Origin of the sequence: Lysinibacillus sp. UBA5994, from assembly GCF_002429725.1 — a bacterium.
GTDB classification, from domain to species: Bacteria; Bacillota; Bacilli; order Bacillales_A; family Planococcaceae; genus Lysinibacillus; species Lysinibacillus capsici.
The window spans coordinates 142,441-165,236 of record NZ_DJAU01000038.1 but is presented as its reverse complement, the minus strand read 5'-3'; the positions used below and the strand labels follow the sequence as shown (position 1 = coordinate 165,236).

Genomic DNA, 22,796 nt, shown 5'->3' with positions numbered 1-22,796 from the left:
ATGGATAATTCACAACAGCAACTATAGTATCACATATAGCCACTATCGTCAATACATATATATAAATTATTTTACTACTACGTTAGAAGCGTCAATTTTAACCGCTGGACCCATTGTAGTTGTAACATTTACAGATTTCATGTAAGTACCTTTAGCTGCAGCAGGTTTTGCTTTTTGAACTACATCAAAAACAGCTAAGAAGTTTTCTACTAATTTTTCTGCTGAGAAAGAAACTTTACCGATAGGAGCGTGGATAATACCAGCTTTATCAGCACGGTATTCTACTTTACCAGCTTTGATTTCTTCGATAGCTTTTGTTACATCAAAAGTAACTGTACCAGTTTTAGGGTTTGGCATTAAACCTTTAGGCCCTAATACACGACCAAGTTTACCAACTTCACCCATCATGTCAGGAGTTGCTACGATTACATCGAAGTCAAACCAACCTTGTTGGATTTTTTGGATGTATTCTGCATCGCCTACATAGTCAGCACCAGCTGCTTCAGCTTCTTTAAGTTTTTCACCTTTTGCAAATACTAATACGCGTTGAGTTTTACCAGTACCGTTTGGTAGTACTACTGCACCACGGATTTGTTGGTCGTTCTTACGAGTATCAATACCTAAGCGGAAAGCAACTTCTACAGTAGCGTCGAAGTTTACTGTGCTAGTTTTTTGAGCAAGTTCGATTGCTTCTTGTGCAGTGTAAAGTGCGTTACGATCAATTAATTTTGCTGCATCTTGCAGTTTTTTACCTTTTTTAGCCATTATATATTTCCTCCTTGATTGTGGTTATAGCGGATTTTACCTCCCACGAATAAAGGTTGCGTGTTCACAAAGAAACTTCGCAACCTTCCAAAAAACAAAACATCAAGTAACTGGGATTAGTCTTCGATAACAATACCCATGCTTCGTGCAGTACCTTCTACCATTAACATAGCAGCTTCTACTGAAGCAGCGTTAAGGTCTGGCATTTTAGTTTCAGCGATTTCGCGAACTTTATCACGTTTAACCGTTGCCACTTTTTTACGGTTTGGTTCACCAGATCCAGATTGGATACCAGCTGCTACTTTAAGTAGAACTGCTGCAGGTGGAGTTTTTGTAATGAAAGTGAAAGAACGATCTTCGAATACTGAAATTTCAACTGGGATAATAAGACCAGCTTGATCAGCAGTACGCGCATTAAATTCTTTACAGAATCCCATGATGTTCACACCCGCTTGACCTAATGCAGGACCAACCGGTGGAGCTGGGTTAGCTTTACCAGCAGGGATTTGAAGTTTAACAACTTTAATAACTTTTTTAGCCACGAGACACACCTCCTTAAGTCCGTGATGTGGTAATTGGGTTGCCCCTCCCACTCAATATCTGTCTGTCAGCTAAGTGCCGATAACATTAAAATTATCATTACAGACGTCAAACAAAAGTATGACAGTCTGACCTATGAAATGATACCACTTTTAATTTTTTTAAGCAAGTAGTAATTAACAAAATCTGCGAAACATCTACCAATTAGCATGTAATGTTCTAATGTTAGAACTATAATTTTTGAACTTGTTCGAAATCTAGCTCCATAATCGTTTCGCGACCAAACATATCAACCGTCACTTTAATTTTTCCTTTTTCTGTGTCAATTTCTTCAACACGTCCTTGGAAATGAGCAAACGGCCCTTCTAATACTTCTACTGCTTCACCAACAGTAATGTCCACTTCTACAACTTTATCAGTCATACCCATTTGTTGTAGTAAACGATCTGCTTCTTCAGGTAATAACGGTGTTGGTTTTGCTCCTCCACCAGATGAACCGATAAAGCCCGTAACACCAGGTGTATTTCGAACTACATACCAAGAATCATCTGTCATGATTAACTCTACTAACACATAACCAGGGAAAACTTTACGCATCATTGTACGTTTTTTTCCATCCTTCATTTCTGTTTCTTCATGCTCAGGAACAATCACACGGAAGATTTTATCTTGCATTCCCATTGTTTCTACACGTTTCTCTAGGTTTGCTTTTACACGGTTTTCATACCCTGAATACGTATGAACAACATACCAATTTTTCTCCATAACTACTAGGACTCCTCGTCCGTCCCTCCCTTACAAATAAAAGTGAAAATGAATCGCGATACGCTCAATGCATTTTTACTCTTTTCACAAACATCTCATTAGAAAAATATAGCTTTCGCTAATTACTTGCGAAAGCTCGATGATATATACCGAAACTAGCATAGTCATCTATCGCTACTATCATACTCTCCTAGTAGTATTTATCATAATGAGGAGATTTTACTGCTTTGTGCTTCACTTCATCCATCCCACCGATCCCATTAGATGGGGTTTTCTGCTGAATGAATGAAGATAAAACAAACGAAAAAACCCGTTATTGCAATGGACGGGCTATTTCAAAAATATGCTATTTACTAAATTATAAATCTAAGTACCAGCGGAATAATGATGAAATACCTAAGTCAACTAACACAAAAAATAAAGCCATAATGACAACAGTTGAAATTACAACGACTGTATATTTCGTCAGTTCTTTACTTTTCGGCCAGCTTGTTTTGCGCATTTCTGACATTACATCGCTGAAAAAGCTTTTGATCTTGCCCATTCTAGCTTAACCTCCGAATCAATCAAATCTGTCTATTTACATATCATTTTATAGCGTTTGTTTATGCATTGTATGTTCATTGCAATGCGAGCAAAATTTCTTTAATTCGAGACGTACAGTTGAACCTTCTTTAGCTGGGAACGTGTAATTTCTCGAACCGCATTTCTCACAATTTAGCACGACTTTTTTTGCCATATAATCACCTTTTTCGGCACTTTGTCTTTTTAAGACTAACACCTATATTTGTCAATGTCAATAAAGGCCTAAATGGGCTAAGACATTTCCTCAAGGACTAAATGACGTTCTAATTTACGTTTTACCCGCTGCAATGCATTATCGATAGATTTCACATGACGATTTAATTTGGCGGAAATTTCATGATAAGACTGGCCGTCTAGATATAAGGCTAAAACTTGTAGCTCTAATTCACTTAAAATCTCACTCATCTTTTCTTCTAAATATCCAAACTCTTCTCTATGAATCATCAATTCTTCTGGATCATCCATAATAGCACCCGTTAGTACATCCATAAGCGTTCGGTCTGACTCTTCGTCGAATATAGGCTTGTCCAAAGAGATATAGGAATTTAGAGGTATATGCTTTTGCCTAGTTGCTGTTTTAATAGCTGTGATAATCTGTCTTGTAATACATAACTCTGCAAAAGCTCTGAATGATGCAAGCTTATCTCCTTTAAAATCACGAATCGCTTTATATAAGCCTATCATGCCCTCTTGTACAATGTCTTCCTTATCTGCTCCGATTAAAAAATAGGATCTTGCCTTCGCTCTTACTAACAAACGGTATTTTGTAATTAAATAATCCAACGCATCTGTATTACCTTGATGCACCATTTCAATAAGCTCTTCATCATTGAATCGTTCAAAATCTTGTGTCACTTGTACAATGCTATTTTTAAACATGGTATCACCTCAGCCACAACAGATAATTAGAAACAGTATAACGGAATTGGAAAATATGCGTCAATCAATCATTTCAACCCTCGTCGCCATTTTTCAAAGGCGAGCGCAACATCTGGCTTTAATTCTATACGAGAAGGCGGCTTACTTTCTTGCTTCCGCTTCACATCATGAGTAATTTTATGTTGGATAATACTTGTATCAATTTCTAGCTCTCTAGCCGATTTCCTTAAGGCACCATTCCCAAATATAACACTTTGCTCTGCCATATCAGAAGTTGCTACATGAATTTGTACATTTCTAGCCTTTAATTCATGTGTCATTTTTTCAATACGTTCATCTGCTGTTTCATTTTTTCGTGTATAAATGACTTCTACATCATTTTCTATATAAGATTGCTCTACTCCTGGTACAAGATGGGCGTCAAAAACAATAATTACGCGCCAACCCATTGCTGCTTTATATTCAGCCATGAGTTCTATCAACCTTCTTCGCGCATCCTCAAAATTCGTATCACGCAATGGCCGCAGCTCTTTCCAAGATCCAATCATATTATAGCCATCAACAAGCAAAATGTTTTTCATTGTTATTCAATCGCTTCTTGACGTTTACGATACACTTCGTACATTAATAAAGCCGCTGCTACTGATGCGTTCAGTGATGTGACATGCCCAACCATCGGTAAGTGATATAAAAAATCGCATTTTTCTTTTAATAAACGCCCCATCCCTTTGCCCTCACTACCGATAATGATGGCTAATGGTAATGTTGCATCCATTTTTCGATAATCTGCAGATCCCTTTGCATCTGTCCCTGCAATCCATACACCGCGTTCTTTTAATTCATCTATAGTTTGAGCAAGATTGTTTACACGTACAACTGGAACGTGTTCAATCGCTCCTGTAGATGCCTTTGCCACTACTGCTGTTAGACTCACTGATCGGCGCTTAGGAATAATAATACCATGTGCTCCTATAGCATCAGCCGTTCTCATAATAGACCCTAGATTATGAGGATCCTCTAACTCATCTAAGATTAAGAAAAAAGGATCTTCCTGTTTATTAGCTGCGGCTGCAAATAAATCCTCTAGTTCAGCATACTTATAAGCGGCAACAGAAGCAACGATACCTTGATGATTAGCACTTGATAATTGATCAACTTTCTTTTTTGGGACAAATTGAACTATGACACCACGTTCACGGGCTAAATCTAGCAGTTCATTGACTCCAGATTTTTTTACTCCTTCTGCAATCCATACTTTATTCATATCGCGGCCTGAACGAAGTGCTTCTAACACTGGGTTTTTACCGGCAATAATTTCACCATTCTGTTCTGCCATTATTTAGACACTCCTTTTGATTCCTCGATTATTTGAATAGCATATGCAATGATTTCGTAGACGCGTTCTAGTTCATTCAATAAATATAAACTACCAAGCACCGCCTCAAAGCCTGAGCTATTACGATAGGTTTGGACATCCGTATTTTTTGGTACAGAGCCGGATTTGGCATTGCGTCCACGGCGGAACACAGCCAATTCCTCCTCTGTTAAATAATTTTCATCCATCATGCGATGAACGATCATCGATTGCGCTTTTGCTGAGACGTAGCGAGTTGCCTCTCGATGTAGTGTGTTTGGTTTAACACGACCAGAGCGTAGCAAATATTCTCGGACCTTTTGTTCCAATACGGCATCACCCATATAGGCTAACGCCAGCGCTTTTAATTGTTTAACATCTTCATTGCGAAGTTTATCCAACTTAATTACCCTCGTTTCCATCTAGTTCCTTGTCGCGTATCTTCTAAAATGATACCTTGGGCTTGCAAATGGTCACGGATCTCATCAGAGCGAGCAAAATCACGATTTTTACGTGCCTCGACGCGCTCTTGTAGTAATGCTTCAATTTCTTCGTCTAATAGTTCTTCTTCTTTTGCAAATTCAATACCTAAGACGTCACCTAGTACTTCAAAGGTTTCAATAAAGGTTTCTAATACCTTCTTGCAAGTATTGGCTTCATTTAAGTAAATATTAGCAATACGAGCTACTTCAAATAATACAGAAATAGCGTTGGCTGTATTAAAATCATCATCCATTGCCTCTTCAAAATGCGCTTTCTGTTCCGCAATTTTGTTCAGCCATTCTTCTGAATGATCACCTAAGCTTACAGTAGTCGTAAGGCGATGCTTCACATTGTTGTATCCTGTCCGAATGCGCTCTAAACCTGACGCAGCAGCTTCTACTAGGTCCTTCGCAAAGTTAATTGGATGACGATAATGGACAGATAGCATGAAGAAACGCAATATCTGCGGGTCAATTTGTTTACGGATATCATTCACAAGAATAAAATTCCCAAGAGATTTGGACATCTTTTCATTATCAATATTAATATACCCGTTATGCATCCAATAACGCGCAAATGTTTTATCATTGTGTGCCTCTGATTGAGCAATTTCATTTTCGTGGTGAGGGAAAGTTAAATCCTGCCCACCAGCATGAATATCAATAGTATCTCCTAAATGTTCACGAGCCATTACAGAACACTCAATATGCCACCCTGGACGGCCATCTCCCCATGGGCTTTCCCAGAATATCTCACCTGGCTTAGCAGCTTTCCATAAAGCAAAATCTAGCGCATCATCTTTTTTCTCGCCCGCTTCAATACGAGCACCGATTTTTAAATCGTCAACTGATTGGTGTGATAATTTACCGTAGCCATCAAATTTACGAGTACGGTAATACACATCTCCTGCAGACTCATAAGCGTAGCCCTTTTCAATTAGCACTTGAATAAATTGAATGATATCGTCCATATGCTCTGTCACACGTGGATGAACATCTGCCTTTTTGCATCCCAGTGCTGTAACATCTTCAAAATAGGCTGCAATAAAACGCTCTGTTAATTCGTGTACTTCTTCACCAAGCTCATTTGCTGCTTTAATAATTTTATCGTCTACATCCGTAAAATTGGAAACAAACTTTACATCATAGCCTTTATACTGAAAATAACGACGTACTGTATCATAAACAATTACAGGACGTGAATTCCCAATATGGATATAGTTATAAACCGTAGGACCGCAGACATACATTTTTACCTTGCCCTCTTCTAGCGGTACAAAGGTTTCCTTTTGTCGTGTTAATGAGTTAAAAATTTGAATACCCATTGTATTTCACTCTCCTTTTCTGTTGAATAAAAAAAGCGCCTCTATCACTCCTAAAAGGAATGACAGAGACGCTCGATTTGCGTGGTTCCACTCTGATTGAAGACAAAAGGTCTTCCACTTTGGACATCCATTAACGGGGATGACTCGATAAAGCCTACTCTCGTTCAGCTTTATGCTCAAAGGTGCATTTCAGTTTTGCCTAGGCTCAGACCACTTTCAGCCGATGATGGTCCTCTCTTAAGAGCATGCGCCACTTACTTCTCCTTATCAACGCTTTTTCAATGTAAATACATTTTACAACGAAAGAATGAATTGTCAATAAATTTATCTTTATTGTGCAAATTTTTCTACACGGTCAATTGCTTTCTCTTTACCAATTAAACAAATGGCGTTCGGCAACTCTGGTCCATGTGTTTCACCTGTTGTCACAACACGGATTGGCATGAACAGATTTTTACCTTTATGACCAGTTGTCTTTTGTACAGCTTTAATCGCAGCTTTTACCGCATCTGGTGTAAACTCTTCTAGCTCTTCCAATTGTGCTTTAAATGCCGCCATTACTTCAGGTACTTGCTCTCCTGCTAAAACCTCTTTTGCTTCTTCATCATATTCAATATGGTCTTTAAAGAATAGGCTAGATAATTCGACAATTTCTGCACCAAAGCTCATTTGGTCATGATAAAGTGCGATTAAATCCGTCGCCCAAGCATGTTGCTCTGCAGTAAGCTCTTCAGGTAATAAGCCTGCTTTTTGTAGATGTGGTAAAGATAATGCTACCACTTCTTCCAAAGACAACTTTTTAATATATTGATTATTCATCCATGTTAGCTTTTGTTTATCGAACATAGATGGTGATTTTGAAAGACGTTTTTCATCAAACATTTTGATAAATTCTTCTTTTGAGAAAATCTCTTCTTCTCCCTCTGGAGACCAACCAAGTAGCGCAAAGAAGTTAAACATCGCTTCAGGAAGATAACCTAAATCTTTATATTGCGTAACAAATTGAATAATCGATTCATCACGCTTAGATAGTTTTTTACGGTTTTCGTTAATAATTAATGTCATATGTCCAAAGCGTGGATATTCCCAACCAAATGCATCAAAAATCATCATTTGCTTTGGTGTATTCGATAAATGCTCCTCACCGCGGAAAACGTGAGAGATTTCCATAAAGTGATCATCTAAAACAACCGCATAGTTATATGTTGGAATACCATTTGCTTTTACAAGCACCCAATCACCAATATCTTTAGACTCAAAGGTAACTTGTCCACGAACTAAATCTTCAAATTCGTATGTTACACTTTCAGGTACACGCATACGGATTGTGTATGGCTCACCTGCCGCTTCTTTAGCAGCGATTTCATCTGCTGATAAGTGGCGACATGTACCATCATAAGTAGGAGCAGCTACACCTCTTGCTTTTTGTTCTTCACGAGATGCTTCAAGCTTTTCAGAAGAACAGAAACACTTGTAGGCTACACCTTGCTCTAATAGTTTTTCAGCGTGCTCTTTATAAATATCAAGACGTTCCATTTGACGATAAGGCGCATAAGGTCCACCAATATCAATGGACTCATCATATTCAATACCTAACCATTTTAGGTTATCTAGTTGAGATGCTTCTCCGCCCTCTACATTACGTTCAATATCCGTATCTTCAATACGTACAATGAATTTACCGTTATGATGTTTTGCATATAAATAATTGAATAATGCGGTACGCGCTCCACCGATATGTAAATAACCTGTTGGAGATGGCGCGTAACGAACGCGAACTTCTTTCGTCATAATTAAAAGCCTCCTAAATTTTCGATCAAAAATTGACTTTGTTCATTTTACCACTCTGTTACAGGAAATAAAAGCGGGGTTCATCCACATTTATTTCTTGATCAATAGAATTGTTGCCATTGCCGCAATACCTTCCTCGCGACCTGTAAAACCTAATCGTTCAGTTGTAGTTGCTTTAACATTTACCTGTGAAGGCTCTGCGTGTAATAATTCAGCGATACGTTGTTGCATCTGTCCAATATAGGGGGCCATTTTAGGACGCTGTGCCATAATGGTACAATCGACATTACCTAGAGAATAACCCTTATCCTCAACAATCTTCCAAATGTACTCTAATAATTTTGCTGAGTCCGCGTCCTTAAATGCAGGGTCTGTATCTGGAAAATGACGGCCAATATCCCCTTCTCCAATTGCTCCTAGAGCCGCATCTGTGACAGTGTGTAAGAGAACATCCGCATCTGAATGTCCTACTAGTCCTTTTTCATGCGGAATGGTAATGCCACCAATAATTAATGGACGACCTTCTTCAAATGCATGTACGTCAAAACCTTGTCCAATTCGAAACATATTCATCTTCCTTTAATTAATATTTATCATTATCATATCAAAATTTGCCCTAGGTTGTTTGAAAAGCGCTTTAATAATTATCCTCCTATAGCAGTAATGGGCAGTTTAGAAAGCTACACTCTCTAGACTGCCCCACATTCTTTAAATATGATACTCTATATTTTTCATTTGACTGTTGCTAATATTCGGAGATGGCTGTGAATTATAAACACGTGAATAAGGGGGAACAGAGTGTGTTAGCCAAATATTACTTCCTAAAACGGAATCGTGCCCAATCGTCGTCTCGCCCCCTAAGATAGTAGCACCAGCATAAATGACAACATTGTCGGCAATATTCGGATGACGCTTAATGCCCTTAATTGGATTACCATTTTCATCTAATGGGAAGCTTAGTGCACCTAATGTTACACCTTGATAAATTTTTACATTCTTACCGATAGTACAAGTTTCACCGATAACTACACCTGTTCCATGGTCAATAAAGAATGATTCTCCTATTGTAGCCCCTGGATGAATATCGATACCCGTTAATCGGTGCGCATATTCTGACATAATTCGAGGCACAATTTGTACACCCATTTCGTATAACTCATGTGCGATGCGGTGAATATAAACAGCCACAATAGATGGATAGCTTAGCAAAATTTCCTCTGTGGAAAGAGCTGCTGGGTCACCATTATATGCCGCTTGAATATCTGTTTGTAGCACTTGGCGAATGGCAGGAAATCGATTAATCAAATTCATAACAATTTTGTCTGCTTGTTCACGGCAATACTTCTCGCAATTGGCAGGATCACTATCCTCCATATTATAAAATAATACTTTTTCGATAATATCCCGCAAATCTAATGCTGTTTCACGAAGCTTATTACTGCAAACTACGTTCACCCTTGTTTCATCAATAGGTCTTGTCATATAAATGCCAGGAAACAGCACCTCATGGAAATTATCTATTATTTTTATAACCCGATCTCGTCCATCAAAGCCTATTGAGTTGTCAACGTCGATGTACTGTTTATTTATACTAGTTAATGAACCTGTAATTTCTGGAACCTTTTGATTCAACCAATCATTTAATGACACAATAAACACCCCTCACATCTTTTCATCTATTCTATTACCTTATTAATCATATATCCACTATTTCATTTTACATATAAAACAATCACACATGGATAAAATCCACTTTATTGGAGCATTCCAACTTTTTATTCTCTTCTACGCCTTCGTTTCTAATTCGACTAGCAGTTATGTCATTATTATCATACATATATGGATGAACAGATTACGAAGCAATAAGGCATTCTGACCATATAATTTTTCCCAAACAAAACAAATAAAAAAGACTATCCATCCTTAACAAACTACGAATGAATAGCCTCTATAAATAATATTTCTTAATGATTGAATGATCCACGCTTACGCAAAATTGCCTCACCAAATACTAAGTCTTCTTGTGTTGTCATTTTTACATTTTCATAACTACTTTCTACGATGTGTACCTGATGTCCGAGACGCTCCATTAGCATTGCCTCATCTGTCCCAAGAAAACCTACTTTTTCAGCTACGTCCTCCGCTTCCATAATTAATTCAAAACGGAATGCTTGTGGAGTTTGCACCATCCAAAGGCTTTCTCGATCAACCGTTTCCTCTATAATGCCATTCATTGATACTTTTTTCATCGTATCTTTCGCACGAACCCCTGCAATTGCTGCACCATGATGATGCGCGTTCTGTACAAGCTTTGCAATGATATCATGCGTAATAAACGGGCGTGCTGCGTCATGGACAAGCACAATATCTACCTGTTGCATCTCTTTCATGCAAGAATGAACCGAATGCTGTCGCTCAGCACCCCCATCAGGTAAACCCTTCACTTTAGTAATCCTATAGTCCTCTAGCATTTTTTGAATAAATCCACGCTCTTCTGGTTTTACAGCGAGCCAAATACCTGTGCAAGCGGGATCTTGTTGAAACACTTCTAGCGTGTGTACCAGAATAGGTTTCTCTAAAAGCTTTAAAAATAATTTATTTTGCCCTGCACCCATACGCTTTCCACTTCCGGCAGCAGGTAGAACCACTTCATATTGCATTTCTCCACATCCTAATCGTCCTTCGGCTTAGCAAATATCATACGACCTGCCGATGTTTGCAGCACACTAGTAACTGTAACTGTAATTGCCTGTCCGATATAACTACGACCACCTTCAACCACAATCATCGTACCATCATCTAAATAGGCAACTCCTTGGTTATGCTCTTTGCCATCCTTTATAACCACAACCTGCATATCTTCACCTGGTATAACTACAGGTTTCACTGCATTCGCTAAATCATTGATATTTAACACTTTTACATGATGGAGCTCACAGACTTTATTCAGGTTAAAATCATTGGTAACGATGCATGTATCATTGCCCATTTTTTTTGCAAGACGGACAAGCTTTAAATCTACCTCTTGTACATCTTCAAAATCCTCGTCCGTAATTTCAACTTTTGTCTTACGCTCATCTTGTAATTTTTTTAAAATATCTAAACCACGCCGACCTCTTGTGCGCTTTAAGGTATCAGATGAATCAGCTATATGCTGAAGCTCTGTGAGCACAAATTGAGGTACAACTAATATACCCTCAATGAAGCCTGTTTCAGAAATATCAGCAATACGACCATCAATAATTACACTTGTATCTAGCAGTTTGTAGCTTCCACGAACCTCTTGAGCTTCAGCACCTTCAGCAGCTTTTTTCTTCGTATTGGTACTACGTAATGTAAAAAGCTGTATGAGCTCATCTCTTTTTCTAAAACCTAGACGGAACCCTAAATACCCTAATACAAATGACAGGATAATTGGAAATACTTCCGAAATAATAGGGAATGGTACACTATCAATGGCAAAGCCTAAAAAGTAAGCGACAATCAACCCAATTATTAAACCAAACGTACCAAATAATAAATCTCCGATAGGAACCTTAAACAGAACTTCTTCCATCCAGCTAATGAGCCTTACAAAGTAATCGGAAAATGCAAAAGATAGTGTAAACAGTAAAAGTGCGCCTAGAGCTACTGATACATAAGGATTATCTAGCCAAGGATTAGATGATAAATGAAGCAATTCGTATAATGGCGGTAAGAAAACAAGGCCCAATGCTCCTCCAATCAGTAAAAACGCAATTTGAACAAATTTTTTCACAAGCTGTCACCTCCTAATTGTTAGTTAAGATTATACATAGTTTACGGTAGAAAATCTTTCATGAGCTCAGGCAAAATCTCATTATTTTTGATGTTGTGAAACAAGGATAAGATAGTTAGACAAAATTTTACAAACTTCTATTTTGTTCGTACTAGATGAAATCCTTTATTCATTCATCAGCTATTATTTAGGACGTTTATTCTTTTATATGAGTTTCCGATATTAGCATTAAAAATGAAGGAAAATGCATGTCAGAATAATATCCAACATGCACAACCTCCTTTATAACTCTCTAAAGCATGCATTTAGTGCATCTTTTATCGTTTCTACACCAACAATTTCAATTCCCTGCGGAAATTCCCAACCACCAATATTTGAAGAAGGAATGAAAGCTCTTTTAAATCCAAGCTTCGCCGCTTCAATGACTCGCTGTTCTATACGTGATACCCGACGGACCTCACCTGTCAGTCCGACCTCACCAATAAAGCAATCCGTTGCACGCACTGCCTGATCCTTAAAACTAGATACAATGCTTGTCAACACCGCTAAATCTATTGCTGGCTCATCCAGCTTGACACCACCAGCAACTTTAATATATGCATCCTGAGCTTGTAGCATGAGACCCATACGCTTTTCTAGTACAGCCATTAGCAATTGTACTCGATTTTGATCGACACCTGTGGCCATACGTTTAGGATAGTTAAAGCTTGTAGGCGTAACTAAGGATTGAATTTCAACAAGAATTGGCCTTGTCCCCTCCATTGAGGCTACAATAGTTGACCCTGCCGCACCTTGTGAACGCTCCTGTAAAAATAACTCAGAAGGGTTTAGAACTTCCTTTAACCCACCTTGAAGCATTTCAAATATAGCAATTTCATTTGTAGATCCGAAGCGGTTTTTTTGGCTTCGTAAAATACGATGATTATGATGTCTCTCCCCTTCAAAGTACAGTACAGTATCCACCATATGCTCTAAAATACGTGGCCCTGCAATTTGTCCCTCTTTTGTGACATGCCCTACTAGAAAAATAGCAATACCTTTTGTTTTAGCGATTCGCATCAGCTCGGCTGTACATTCACGAACCTGTGAGACACTACCTGGGGCGCTTGTTACTTCTGGATGAAAGACCGTTTGTATGGAATCCACAATGACAAATTTAGGTTGTACTTCATCAATGGTTTGGTTTAAAAACTCTAGGTTTGTTTCGGAGTATATGTAGAGCTCTTGAGAAATCACTCCTAAACGCTCTGCTCGTAATTTCGTTTGACGAATAGATTCCTCTCCAGAAATATAAAGTACGCGATGCCCTTTATTCGAGAGTAATGCGGAAACCTGTAATAGTAATGTTGATTTCCCTATTCCAGGATCACCCCCAATTAATACTAGAGAACCAGGTACAATGCCACCGCCTAATACACGATTGAGTTCGCCCATTTCTGTTGCTACGCGCGATTCTTCAGTAGCTTCCACTTGGATAATCGGGATTGCCTTTTGAGTAACTGTAGCAGAATGTTGAAATGCTCCACGTGGGCCTTTTGCAACCATTTCTACTTCTTCTACCATTTTATTCCATTCACCACACCCAGGGCATCTTCCCATCCATTTAGCAGATTCATAGCCACAGCCTGAACATACAAATTTCGTTTTTTTCTTTGCCAAATTGCTTTCACCTCGAATATTTGTTCTTATCCTTAATTGTACAGAAAAAAAGACAGCTTGGCACTTAAAGCCTTACTGTCTTTCCTTGAAATTATTTAGAGATGGAAACTCCCTCTTTTTTCTTTACAACAAACTCATCGTTTACGTAATCAATGACAACCTGATTACCCTTTTCTACATTACCCTTTAGTAATTCTTCTGATAATCGATCCTCTACTTGTTTTTGTAATGCACGACGTAAAGGACGAGCACCATATTGAGGGTCATAGCCTTCTTCAGCAATTTTTTCAAGTGCTGCATCAGTCAGCTCTAACGAAATGTCTTGCTCTTGCAAGCGTTTTGTTAAAGCATTGCCCATCATCGCAATGATTTCTTTTAAGTGCTCTTTTTCTAATGCGTGGAAGACAATCATTTCATCGATACGGTTTAAGAATTCTGGACGGAATGCTTTTTTCAATTCTTCTAACATCGTACCTTTCATGTCTTTATGCTTAGACTCTGCACCACCTACATTGAAACCAAGGTTCTTTTGGTATTTTAATGCATCCGCACCAACGTTTGAAGTCATAATGACCACTGTATTGCGGAAGTCTACTACACGTCCCTTAGAGTCTGTTAAACGACCATCTTCAAGCACTTGCAATAGAATATTGAATACATCAGGGTGTGCCTTTTCAATTTCATCTAATAAAACGACTGAATATGGCTTACGGCGAACTTTCTCTGTCAGTTGGCCACCATCATCGAAGCCTACATAGCCCGGAGGTGAACCTACTAAACGAGAAGTCGAATGTTTCTCCATGTACTCGGACATGTCAACACGAATCATCGCATCCTCATCGCCAAACATTACCTCAGCAAGTGCTCTTGCAAGCTCTGTTTTACCAACGCCTGTAGGTCCTAAGAAGATAAATGAGCCAATTGGTCGTTTTGGATCTTTTAAGCCTGCTCTTGCACGACGTATTGCACGAGAAATCGCTTCTACTGCTTCTCCTTGCCCTACTACACGTTTGTGTAACTCTTCTTCAAGCTGTAATAACTTCGAAGATTCTTCAGAAGCAATTTTAGCTACTGGGATTCCTGTCCACATTGATACAACTGCTGCTACATCATCCACAGTCACTTTAGATTCGGCTTTACCTTGCTCTTCTTTCCAATTTTTTCGAGTAGCTTCAATTTCATCCTTCAGCTTTTGCTCTGTATCTCTTAGCGCTGCTGCCTTTTCAAATTCTTGACCTGATACGGCTGCATTTTTTTCAGAACGAACATTTTCAAGCTTATCCTCAAGCGCCTTTAAGTTTGGTGGTACTGCGAATGAGCGTAAGCGTACTTTAGAACCTGCTTCATCGATTAAGTCAATCGCTTTATCTGGTAAGAATCGATCAGAAATATATCTATCACTCATTTTTGCCGCTGCTTCAATGGCTTCATCTGTAATTTTCACACGGTGATGCGCTTCATAACGATCGCGTAAGCCTTGAATAATTAGAATAGCCTCTTCCACTGTCGGCTCATCCACTTGGATTGGTTGGAAACGACGCTCTAAGGCCGCATCCTTTTCAATGTACTTGCGGTACTCATCAAGTGTTGTGGCACCAATACATTGAAGCTCCCCACGTGCTAAAGATGGTTTTAAGATATTTGATGCATCAATCGCACCTTCAGCACCACCCGCACCAATTAATGTATGCAATTCGTCAATAAATAAAATGATGTTGCCTGCTTGGCGAATTTCATCCATCACTTTTTTCAAACGATCTTCAAATTCTCCACGATATTTTGTACCTGCAACAACTGTCCCCATATCTAGTGTCATTACACGTTTGTCACGAAGGATTTCTGGCACTTCGTTATTAATAATTTGCTGTGCCAATCCTTCAGCAATCGCTGTTTTACCAACACCTGGCTCACCAATCAATACAGGGTTATTTTTCGTACGACGCGATAAAACTTCAATAACTCGTGTAATTTCCTTGCTTCGGCCAATAACAGGGTCTAAAGTACCTTCACGTGCAATTTGTGTTAAATCACGTGCTAGACTATCTAATGTTGGTGTATTGGCAGCTTGAGCTGCTTGTTGACCAGATTGTGCATTATCATTATTACCTAATAGCAATAATACTTGCTGGCGAGCTTTATTTAAACCGACTCCCGCATTGTTTAAAACGCGAGCTGCCACGCCCTCACCCTCACGTATAAGCGCCAATAATAAATGCTCTGTACCGATATAGGAGTGACCTAGTTTACGTGACTCATCAACAGATAATTCAATTACTTTTTTAGCTCTTGGTGTATAATGAACGATTGGACCGACATCTTCTTTGCCCTTACCAACTAATTCTTCAATGCCAGCTTCAATCATTTGAGGACTAATATCAATGGCTTCTAACGCTTTCGCAGCAATACCGCCGCCTTCACGTATAAGCCCTAATAGAATATGCTCTGTACCGATAGATTCGTGCTTCCAACGAATAGCCTCTTCCTGAGCAAGCTGTAATACTTTTTGCGCGCGTTGTGTAAAACGATTAAACATCATATAAATCCTCTCCTTTTTCCCCATTTATAGGCTTATTCGCATGTTCTTGAGATAATGTCTCACGAAGCATCTCCGCTCGTACACGATCCCGCTCAGCAGGTGGTAATGCCTCACCTGCATAGTGCTGTAAAAAACCTGGTTGCATACTAACAACACATTCATTTAAGGTCGTTGTTTGTATACCATCAATCAATTGTAAATCTACTCCTAAACGAACATTAGATAGGCAAGTAGCAGCTTCCTCACTTGTTAAAATTCTTGCATGTGTAAGGGTACCTAAAGCTCGATATACGCGATCTTCTAGCGCAAGCTCTGCCTTTTCCATTAATTTACCTCTTGCATGCCGCTCTTTTTGAATAATCTTTTCAGCGACACTTTGTATATCTGCTAAAATATCTTCCTCTGTCTTCCCGAGTGTAATTTGGTTAGACACTTGATAAACATTCCCTAAATTTTCGCTTCCTTCACCATATATACCTCTTACAGTCATTCCTAAGCGTGTCATGGCATTTATAATTTGATTCATTTGCCCAGTTAATGTAAGAGCGGGTAAATGCATCATGACGGATGCTCGTAGACCCGTACCAATATTCGTTGGACAGCTTGTTAAATAACCAAAAGTATCTCGAAAAGCATACGGTAATACTTTCTCTAGGATACGATCAATCTTATTTGCTTGTTCATAAGCACTTTGAAGTTGAAAACTTGCTGTCATACATTGAATGCGTAAATGATCCTCTTCATTCACCATAATGCTAACGGATTCGTCTTCAGAGAGTAGTATAGAGCCCACTTGCTCTTTTTTAGCCAGTTGCGGGCTAATCAAATGCTTTTCTACAAGAATTTGACGCTGTAAAGGGGTTAAATCCTTTATAGCAAAATAAGCATAATCATTTTGAAGAGTTGGGCTATCGCTGACAGCATGTGTAACGGCCTGTTCCACTTGCAGTGCCTCATTTTCTGAAAACGCTAATGGAAAACGATAGCCATCTAAATTTCGTGCAAGGCGGATCCGTGTACTAATGACGATATCTGAGTAATCATCTTTGATATGCATCCAAGTTGGTGTCGCACGCTCTAAAAATGATTCAATCATCATGTCACATCACCACCTTCAAATTGTAGATGCTTCTCTAGCTCTTTAACTTCATCACGTAGCTTCGCCGCTTCTTCAAACTGTTCTTCATCTACGGCGGATTTCATACGCTTGCGGATATCTTCTATTTGCTTTTTAATAACATACACATTACTGCGAGCACCAGGCATTTTTCCAATGTGTTGTGGACCTGCCTGAATACGATTAAAAAGCTTTGGCAAATGATCTCCAAATGTGTCATAACAGCTTGGGCACCCGAATTTTCCTTCTTTTAAAAATTGCTTATACGAAAATCCACATTGTGGGCATGTTTGCTGTTGTGGTTGTACCTGTTGTTTTTCCCCCACCTTTTGCCATGTAGGAGAGCCAAACCAGTTAGACAATAACTGTTGAATAGATACTGGCTCTTGTTTAAACTCTGCATGAAATGGATGGAATTGTGAGGCGCAGACGTCACAATAATGATGCTCTACTTTTTGCCCACTTTGAACTTGTGTTACTGTAACTGTCGCATTACGTTGTTTACAATGTTCGCATATCATTTCCATCACCTCACTATTTTTGTTGTTCATATTTTATTGTTGTCAGCATTGCTCGCAATATTTTTGATCGAATGACATCTCTTAATGGGAGATGCAAGTCGATCGTGGAGCGATCAATTGCTGCTAACGTTAATTTCGCTTCTCGCTTGGAAATTACCTGCTCATCAATGAGTCGATAAACCAAATCTTCTGCCATTGTTTGTGATGCCCCACCTTCAATTTGCCTGAGAACATCGTCGATTAGATCAATCTGTGAATTCGCGCGGACACGTAAAATTCGAATGTATCCACCACCACCACGTTTGCTCTCAACAAGGTAACCCCGCTCGGCAGTAAATCTTGTATTAATAACATAATTTATTTGTGATGGTACACATTGAAATTTATCAGCGATTTCACTACGTTTAATTTCAATATGCCCTTCCCCACCTAATTCAAGCACTTGCTTTAAGTAACCCTCTATGATGTCTGATATATTACGCATTTTAGGAATACACCTCGCTTGCTTCACTGACTTTGACTATCTTTGACTTTCTTTGAGTATATTATACAAAACGCTTGAAAAAAATTGCAATGATTTCGCCCATAGAAAAGTGGAAAGTCTAGAAAAAGGCTTTTTAAGAGCCGAAAAGAGCCCTTTTTCGATCATTTGTTTACGGTTTAATAATTTCCTTATACACCTAATGTACCCTTATTCGTCATAGAAAAAACGCAAGCATATGCAACTAGCATATACTTGCGTCTATGAAAATTATACCCAGCGACCAACAATTGGATAACGCCAAGGTTCATCAGACAATGCTTTTACGATACCGATGATCGGTACCACAAATACCATAATGCCGAAAATGATTAAAAATGGTAAGCCAATAAGGACAAAGCTTAAACCAACAGAGATAGCAATTAAAACACCCATGACAATTTGGAATAGCAGTGCTTGAATAGAAATTGCCTTTACTTCCTCATCCGAACTAATTAAAAAGAAAATAATGGGCACTAACCATGGCGCAAAAAATGCACTTGCGTGTATGATTACTTTAGACCATTTAGTCTCCATATATATCAACCCTTTCTTTGAACTTTATTCTATGTTTTATGTACTACTATTTACGGAACTATACCCGTAATAGTTTCACATTAAGAAAGATTTTTTAAAATTTTTTTGAAAGGCTGTGAGGAGCGTTGGAATTTAACAACACATTAGCAAATGAATATGAAAAGGGTATTCGCCGTACATTGCCTAGTTATGATGCCATGCTACGTTTAATACAAACTTTTTATCATTCTAGGCTATCAGAAAATGCTAACATGCTAGTCGTGGGAGCAGGAAGTGGCAATGAAATTATACAGCTTGCAGAAGGAAGACCTCACTGGTCATTCACTGGCATTGATCCATCAGAATCCATGCTTACTATAGCTAAAGAGCGTTTACTCACTCTTCCTAATGATATGTCATTCCATCAGGCTACAATACTTGATGCTTCGCTGCCCTCTACTCAGTATGATGCGGCAAGTTGTGTTCTTGTCTTGCATTTTATTCATGATTATAAAGAAAAGCTCGAAACAATAACAGAAATAGCAAGACATTTGAAACCTGGAGCACCATTTGTCCTTGTTTCAAAATATGGTCAGCTAGGCTCTTTAGAAACAGAACTACAATTTGATTTATGGCGTTCTTATTGGCTACAGCATACTAGACTTTCTTTATCCGATGTAGTAGAGATGGAAAAATCCATTCGTTCCCTTTCTTTTATGAGTGAAGAAGAAATTTTAATACTTTTACAAAGTGCGGGTTTTACTAAACCTTCTAGATTTTTTGCCACTACTTTGTTCGGTGGTTGGGTATGCTTTAAAGAGGAGCGCTAACTATTTTGTAGTAAATAATTTGAGGTGAAAACCGTGATAAGCACCATTGGCATTACAAAGCAACAACAATTGTTAAAGGATTTTCCATTAGAAGAGATACATCAGCAAGAATTTGAATGGTATTGGGTTGATTTTAATTGTCCTACAGCCGAGGAGGAATCATTGTTGGATACATTTTTCCACTTTCACCCTCTCGCTATTGAAGATTGCTTAATGAGGTTGCAGCGTCCTAAGCTCGATTTTTATGATGATTTTCATTTCTTTGTCATTCATCGGGTAAACGAAGAGACGTTAGCTGCGGAGGAGGTTAATATTTTTGCCTCCAATAAATTCATCATAACCTTCCATAAAAATCCTGTCCCTGAGATAGAGAAGGTGCAAAAGATGCTGGAAAACCAACCGAAGAATTGGGAGCGAGGTACTGTATACCTAACGTATCAAACTATCGATAAAATTGTTGACAGTTATTTTCCACTCGTTTACAAAATTGAAGATCATCTAAATGCTTTAGAAGGTGAACTTACATACCAAAGTAATGTAAATGCCATGAAAATTGTCTTCGAGTTCCGTAGTGACTTGCTTGACTTAAGACGTACTATTTTACCAATGCGTGATCTTTTATATCGCATTCTCAATTCTTACCGTTTCTCACTAAAAAAGTCGGAGAGAGCTTATTTTGGGGATATCTACGACCATCTACTTAAGCTAACAGAGATGGTTGAATCTAATCGAGAGCTTACAGCAGACATGCGGGATAGTTATATGGCTATGAGTTCTAGCCGAATGAATGGCATTATGATGACTTTAACAATTGTATCAACTATCTTTATACCACTTACCTTCATTGCTGGTGTGTATGGGATGAATTTCGATAACATGCCTGAGCTACATGGGCAATACAGCTATTTTATTGTACTTGGGATTATGATAATTATCGTTATCTTTATGTTGGCTGTCTTTAAACATAAAGGCTGGTTTAAACTGTTTAAACCATAAAAAGACTGCTCGTTTTAATGAAAACGAGCAGTTTTTTTAATCTATTAATACGGTCCTCTGTCATCAATCTTATTATCACCCTGCTGTGGAAATAAAAAGTAGGCTAATACCCCTGATCCCAAAGCTGCACATATGGTAATTAATAATTGCTCAACATCTGGTACCTCAGCATGATAGTTTCGTAGCATATAAACAGAACCAATGGCAACAATCACCATGACAGGAATAACAAATTTAAAACGTTTTTTCTCCATACCACCCCTCCTTCCATTTTTTATTTTCGTACGATTTTTAGATTGCTAAACAGTTCGTATTTTACAGGTTTCCTATTTTAAATTCAAATTTACATCGCTTCACCATTTGGACTAACAATAAAGTAAAAAAATAAAGAAATATCCAATTTTTTAACCAAATATTCAGCAAATAATAGTAAAATAGATTTAATCCCATTTATTTATTAAATATACAAACCTAACAAATTTCAAAAGTGCTTATTTACTTACAATTTATTATGGATATTAAGAATGGAGCAAATAATAATGAGTTGGTTTTCAAAAAATAGTAGTTCTAGCTACGCAATTACATTAACACCTGAAAATTTTAAGAGCGGTGTACAGTTAGATGTATTGAACCACCCCAATCTTCAAAAACAATTACAACTTTTAAATTTAACACTTGAGGATTTAGCTATCATTAAGCAGCTACAGCCTTTAGCTAAAGACCTAATTCCTGAAATGGTGGAGAAATTTTATGCAGCCATTAGTTTGAGCCAAGATTTACTTGATATTATTAATAGAACATCACATATTGATCGTTTGAAAATCACGTTACATAAACATTTAAGTGACATTTTTGAAAGTCATATTAATGATGCCTACATTGCTGAACGAAAAGCCATTGCTGAGGCTCACGTTCGAATTGGCTTGCAGTCAAAGTGGTATATTGCCTCATTCCAGTCACTCACTACTACTTTTGCAAACTTTGTGAACGAGGTGGATATTTCTAAAACAGATGCTATTCGTGCTATAAACGCTTTTTGCAAAATCATTAATTTTGAGCAACAACTCGTGATTGAGGCATATGAAAAAGAGGAAGAACGTATTCGCTCAGCAGCAGATGCAACAAAAAATTCCCTTGTAACGACGATCCAAAGTACTGCAGAAGAGCTTAATGCCATTAGTGAAGAAACAGCCGCATCATTATTAGTGATTTCCTCACAAACAGATGATATTGCTGTAGCAACCAAGCAAGGATTGAACTTCGTAGCAGATACACAAGAAAAATCAAGACGAGGCCAACAGCAATTGAAAGAACAAAATGATTTAATCCAAGTTATTTTGCAAAGTGTCAATGGTCTTGAGGTAACGATGAACCAACTACGTACCTCTTCTCAAAAAATTTCTGAAATCGTTGGGCTAGTTACAGGCATTGCTGATCAAACCAATTTATTAGCATTAAATGCTTCTATTGAGGCTGCACGAGCTGGAGAACATGGGAAAGGTTTTGCAGTAGTGGCTGAGGAAGTTCGTAAACTTGCGGAGGAAACAAAAAATGCCGTCCAAAATGTTTCTCACCTTATTAAGGAAACAGAAAGTAATATTACGACTATGGCTAATTCAGTTACTAATGTTGATCAAAAAATTCAACATAGTGTCAATACACAAGAAAGTCTATCCAAGTCATTTAATGATATTGCTGATGCAGTTTCTGGCATTCAGCAGCAATACGTAAATACATCGAGAGATATTTCAGCTATATCTAATTTAATCACTGAATTATCGCAAGGTGCTACACTAGTCTCTTCTTCTTCCGACTCGCTCATTAATGTTGTCAATGAACTAAATATGTAAAATAAAAA

25 protein-coding genes, 1 pseudogene and 1 other annotated feature are annotated in these 22,796 nt (G+C 38.2%); of the genes and pseudogenes, 4 read left to right on the top strand and 22 right to left on the bottom strand.

Going from position 1 to position 22,796, the window contains the following annotated elements:
• Window positions 1-66: 66 nt before the first annotated feature.
• The 21 genes from rplA to B3D98_RS13215 form a co-directional block, all read right to left on the bottom strand.
• Window positions 67-765 carry a 50S ribosomal protein L1 gene (rplA, locus tag B3D98_RS13315; protein WP_004233594.1) on the bottom strand — a complete coding sequence of 233 codons (699 nt, stop codon included), beginning with the start codon at window positions 763-765 and terminating at the stop codon, window positions 67-69.
• Window positions 766-881: 116 nt separating this feature from the next.
• A complete protein-coding gene (rplK, locus tag B3D98_RS13310) occupies window positions 882-1,307 on the bottom strand; it encodes a 50S ribosomal protein L11 (protein WP_004233593.1) in 426 nt (141 codons plus the stop codon).
• Window positions 1,308-1,536: 229 nt separating this feature from the next.
• Window positions 1,537-2,070, bottom strand: a complete 534-nt coding sequence (gene nusG, locus B3D98_RS13305; protein ID WP_004233590.1) for a transcription termination/antitermination protein NusG — start codon at window positions 2,068-2,070, stop codon at window positions 1,537-1,539.
• A 358-nt stretch (window positions 2,071-2,428) separates the two neighbouring features.
• A complete protein-coding gene (gene secE, locus B3D98_RS13300) occupies window positions 2,429-2,614 on the bottom strand; it encodes a preprotein translocase subunit SecE (RefSeq protein WP_004233589.1) in 186 nt (61 codons plus the stop codon).
• Window positions 2,615-2,662: 48 nt separating this feature from the next.
• Entirely contained in the window at window positions 2,663-2,809 is a 147-nt protein-coding gene (gene rpmG / locus B3D98_RS13295; RefSeq protein ID WP_004233588.1) for a 50S ribosomal protein L33, read from the bottom strand.
• 77 nt (window positions 2,810-2,886) lie between these two features.
• On the bottom strand, window positions 2,887-3,534 hold the full coding sequence (sigH, locus tag B3D98_RS13290; RefSeq protein ID WP_004233587.1) for an RNA polymerase sporulation sigma factor SigH: 648 nt from the start codon (window positions 3,532-3,534) through the stop codon (window positions 2,887-2,889).
• 68 nt (window positions 3,535-3,602) lie between these two features.
• Window positions 3,603-4,115, bottom strand: a complete 513-nt coding sequence (locus tag B3D98_RS13285) for an NYN domain-containing protein (protein ID WP_054548958.1) — start codon at window positions 4,113-4,115, stop codon at window positions 3,603-3,605.
• Window positions 4,116-4,117: 2 nt separating this feature from the next.
• Complete coding sequence (gene rlmB, locus B3D98_RS13280; protein WP_054548957.1) at window positions 4,118-4,870, bottom strand: 23S rRNA (guanosine(2251)-2'-O)-methyltransferase RlmB; 753 nt, start codon at window positions 4,868-4,870, stop codon at window positions 4,118-4,120.
• Entirely contained in the window at window positions 4,870-5,310 is a 441-nt protein-coding gene (locus B3D98_RS13275; RefSeq protein WP_175400791.1) for a Mini-ribonuclease 3, read from the bottom strand. The genes rlmB and B3D98_RS13275 overlap by 1 nt, the downstream gene beginning before the upstream one ends.
• Window positions 5,295-6,695 (bottom strand): cysteine--tRNA ligase, encoded by a 1,401-nt coding sequence (gene cysS / locus B3D98_RS13270; RefSeq protein WP_288583474.1) that lies wholly within the window; start codon window positions 6,693-6,695, stop codon window positions 5,295-5,297. The genes B3D98_RS13275 and cysS overlap by 16 nt, the downstream gene beginning before the upstream one ends.
• A 61-nt stretch (window positions 6,696-6,756) precedes the next feature.
• Window positions 6,757-6,975 (bottom strand) — a binding site (T-box leader).
• A 50-nt stretch (window positions 6,976-7,025) separates the two neighbouring features.
• A complete protein-coding gene (gene gltX / locus B3D98_RS13265; protein WP_288583472.1) occupies window positions 7,026-8,486 on the bottom strand; it encodes a glutamate--tRNA ligase in 1,461 nt (486 codons plus the stop codon).
• A 90-nt stretch (window positions 8,487-8,576) separates the two neighbouring features.
• Complete coding sequence (gene ispF, locus B3D98_RS13260) at window positions 8,577-9,053, bottom strand: 2-C-methyl-D-erythritol 2,4-cyclodiphosphate synthase (RefSeq protein ID WP_004233581.1); 477 nt, start codon at window positions 9,051-9,053, stop codon at window positions 8,577-8,579.
• A gap of 141 nt (window positions 9,054-9,194) precedes the next feature.
• Window positions 9,195-10,136, bottom strand: coding sequence for a serine O-acetyltransferase EpsC (epsC, locus tag B3D98_RS13255; RefSeq protein WP_004233580.1), 942 nt, complete (start codon window positions 10,134-10,136; stop codon window positions 9,195-9,197).
• Between the two features lie 314 nt (window positions 10,137-10,450).
• Window positions 10,451-11,146 carry a 2-C-methyl-D-erythritol 4-phosphate cytidylyltransferase gene (gene ispD / locus B3D98_RS13250; protein WP_048395541.1) on the bottom strand — a complete coding sequence of 232 codons (696 nt, stop codon included), beginning with the start codon at window positions 11,144-11,146 and terminating at the stop codon, window positions 10,451-10,453.
• Window positions 11,147-11,157: 11 nt separating this feature from the next.
• Window positions 11,158-12,243, bottom strand: a complete 1,086-nt coding sequence (locus tag B3D98_RS13245) for a PIN/TRAM domain-containing protein (RefSeq protein WP_066038315.1) — start codon at window positions 12,241-12,243, stop codon at window positions 11,158-11,160.
• A 282-nt stretch (window positions 12,244-12,525) separates the two neighbouring features.
• Window positions 12,526-13,902, bottom strand: coding sequence for a DNA repair protein RadA (gene radA, locus B3D98_RS13240; RefSeq protein WP_004233577.1), 1,377 nt, complete (start codon window positions 13,900-13,902; stop codon window positions 12,526-12,528).
• Window positions 13,903-13,993: 91 nt separating this feature from the next.
• Window positions 13,994-16,438 carry an ATP-dependent Clp protease ATP-binding subunit gene (locus tag B3D98_RS13235; RefSeq protein ID WP_048395540.1) on the bottom strand — a complete coding sequence of 815 codons (2,445 nt, stop codon included), beginning with the start codon at window positions 16,436-16,438 and terminating at the stop codon, window positions 13,994-13,996.
• Window positions 16,428-17,537, bottom strand: a complete 1,110-nt coding sequence (locus B3D98_RS13230) for a protein arginine kinase (RefSeq protein WP_048395539.1) — start codon at window positions 17,535-17,537, stop codon at window positions 16,428-16,430. Before B3D98_RS13230 ends, B3D98_RS13235 begins: the two co-directional genes overlap by 11 nt.
• Window positions 17,534-18,076, bottom strand: coding sequence for a UvrB/UvrC motif-containing protein (locus tag B3D98_RS13225; protein WP_004233574.1), 543 nt, complete (start codon window positions 18,074-18,076; stop codon window positions 17,534-17,536). The genes B3D98_RS13230 and B3D98_RS13225 overlap by 4 nt, the downstream gene beginning before the upstream one ends.
• A 13-nt stretch (window positions 18,077-18,089) precedes the next feature.
• Entirely contained in the window at window positions 18,090-18,560 is a 471-nt protein-coding gene (locus B3D98_RS13220; protein WP_288583465.1) for a CtsR family transcriptional regulator, read from the bottom strand.
• A gap of 267 nt (window positions 18,561-18,827) precedes the next feature.
• Window positions 18,828-19,133: a DUF4870 domain-containing protein gene (locus B3D98_RS13215; RefSeq protein ID WP_048395538.1), complete on the bottom strand. Its 306-nt coding sequence runs from the start codon at window positions 19,131-19,133 to the stop codon at window positions 18,828-18,830.
• Between the two features lie 125 nt (window positions 19,134-19,258).
• Between B3D98_RS13215 and B3D98_RS13210 the strand changes: the two genes are divergently transcribed.
• On the top strand, window positions 19,259-19,942 hold the full coding sequence (locus tag B3D98_RS13210; RefSeq protein WP_288583462.1) for a class I SAM-dependent methyltransferase: 684 nt from the start codon (window positions 19,259-19,261) through the stop codon (window positions 19,940-19,942).
• A gap of 33 nt (window positions 19,943-19,975) precedes the next feature.
• Entirely contained in the window at window positions 19,976-20,938 is a 963-nt protein-coding gene (gene corA / locus B3D98_RS13205) for a magnesium/cobalt transporter CorA (protein WP_048395530.1), read from the top strand.
• Window positions 20,939-20,982: 44 nt separating this feature from the next.
• Here the strand turns inward: corA and B3D98_RS13200 are convergent, their stop codons facing one another.
• The gene (locus B3D98_RS13200; RefSeq protein WP_048395528.1) at window positions 20,983-21,192 is read right to left on the bottom strand and encodes a hypothetical protein; all 210 of its coding nucleotides are present in this window, start codon (window positions 21,190-21,192) and stop codon (window positions 20,983-20,985) included.
• Between the two features lie 270 nt (window positions 21,193-21,462).
• On the opposite strand from B3D98_RS13200, the pseudogene B3D98_RS21680 reads away from it, so the two are divergent.
• Together B3D98_RS21680 and B3D98_RS21675 are read left to right on the top strand one after the other, a co-directional pair.
• A pseudogene (locus B3D98_RS21680) lies at window positions 21,463-22,023 on the top strand (protoglobin domain-containing protein); the annotation flags it as partial.
• On the top strand, window positions 22,006-22,788 hold the full coding sequence (locus B3D98_RS21675) for a methyl-accepting chemotaxis protein (protein WP_231595752.1): 783 nt from the start codon (window positions 22,006-22,008) through the stop codon (window positions 22,786-22,788). The pseudogene B3D98_RS21680 and the gene B3D98_RS21675, both read left to right, overlap by 18 nt.
• Window positions 22,789-22,796 lie beyond the last annotated feature (8 nt).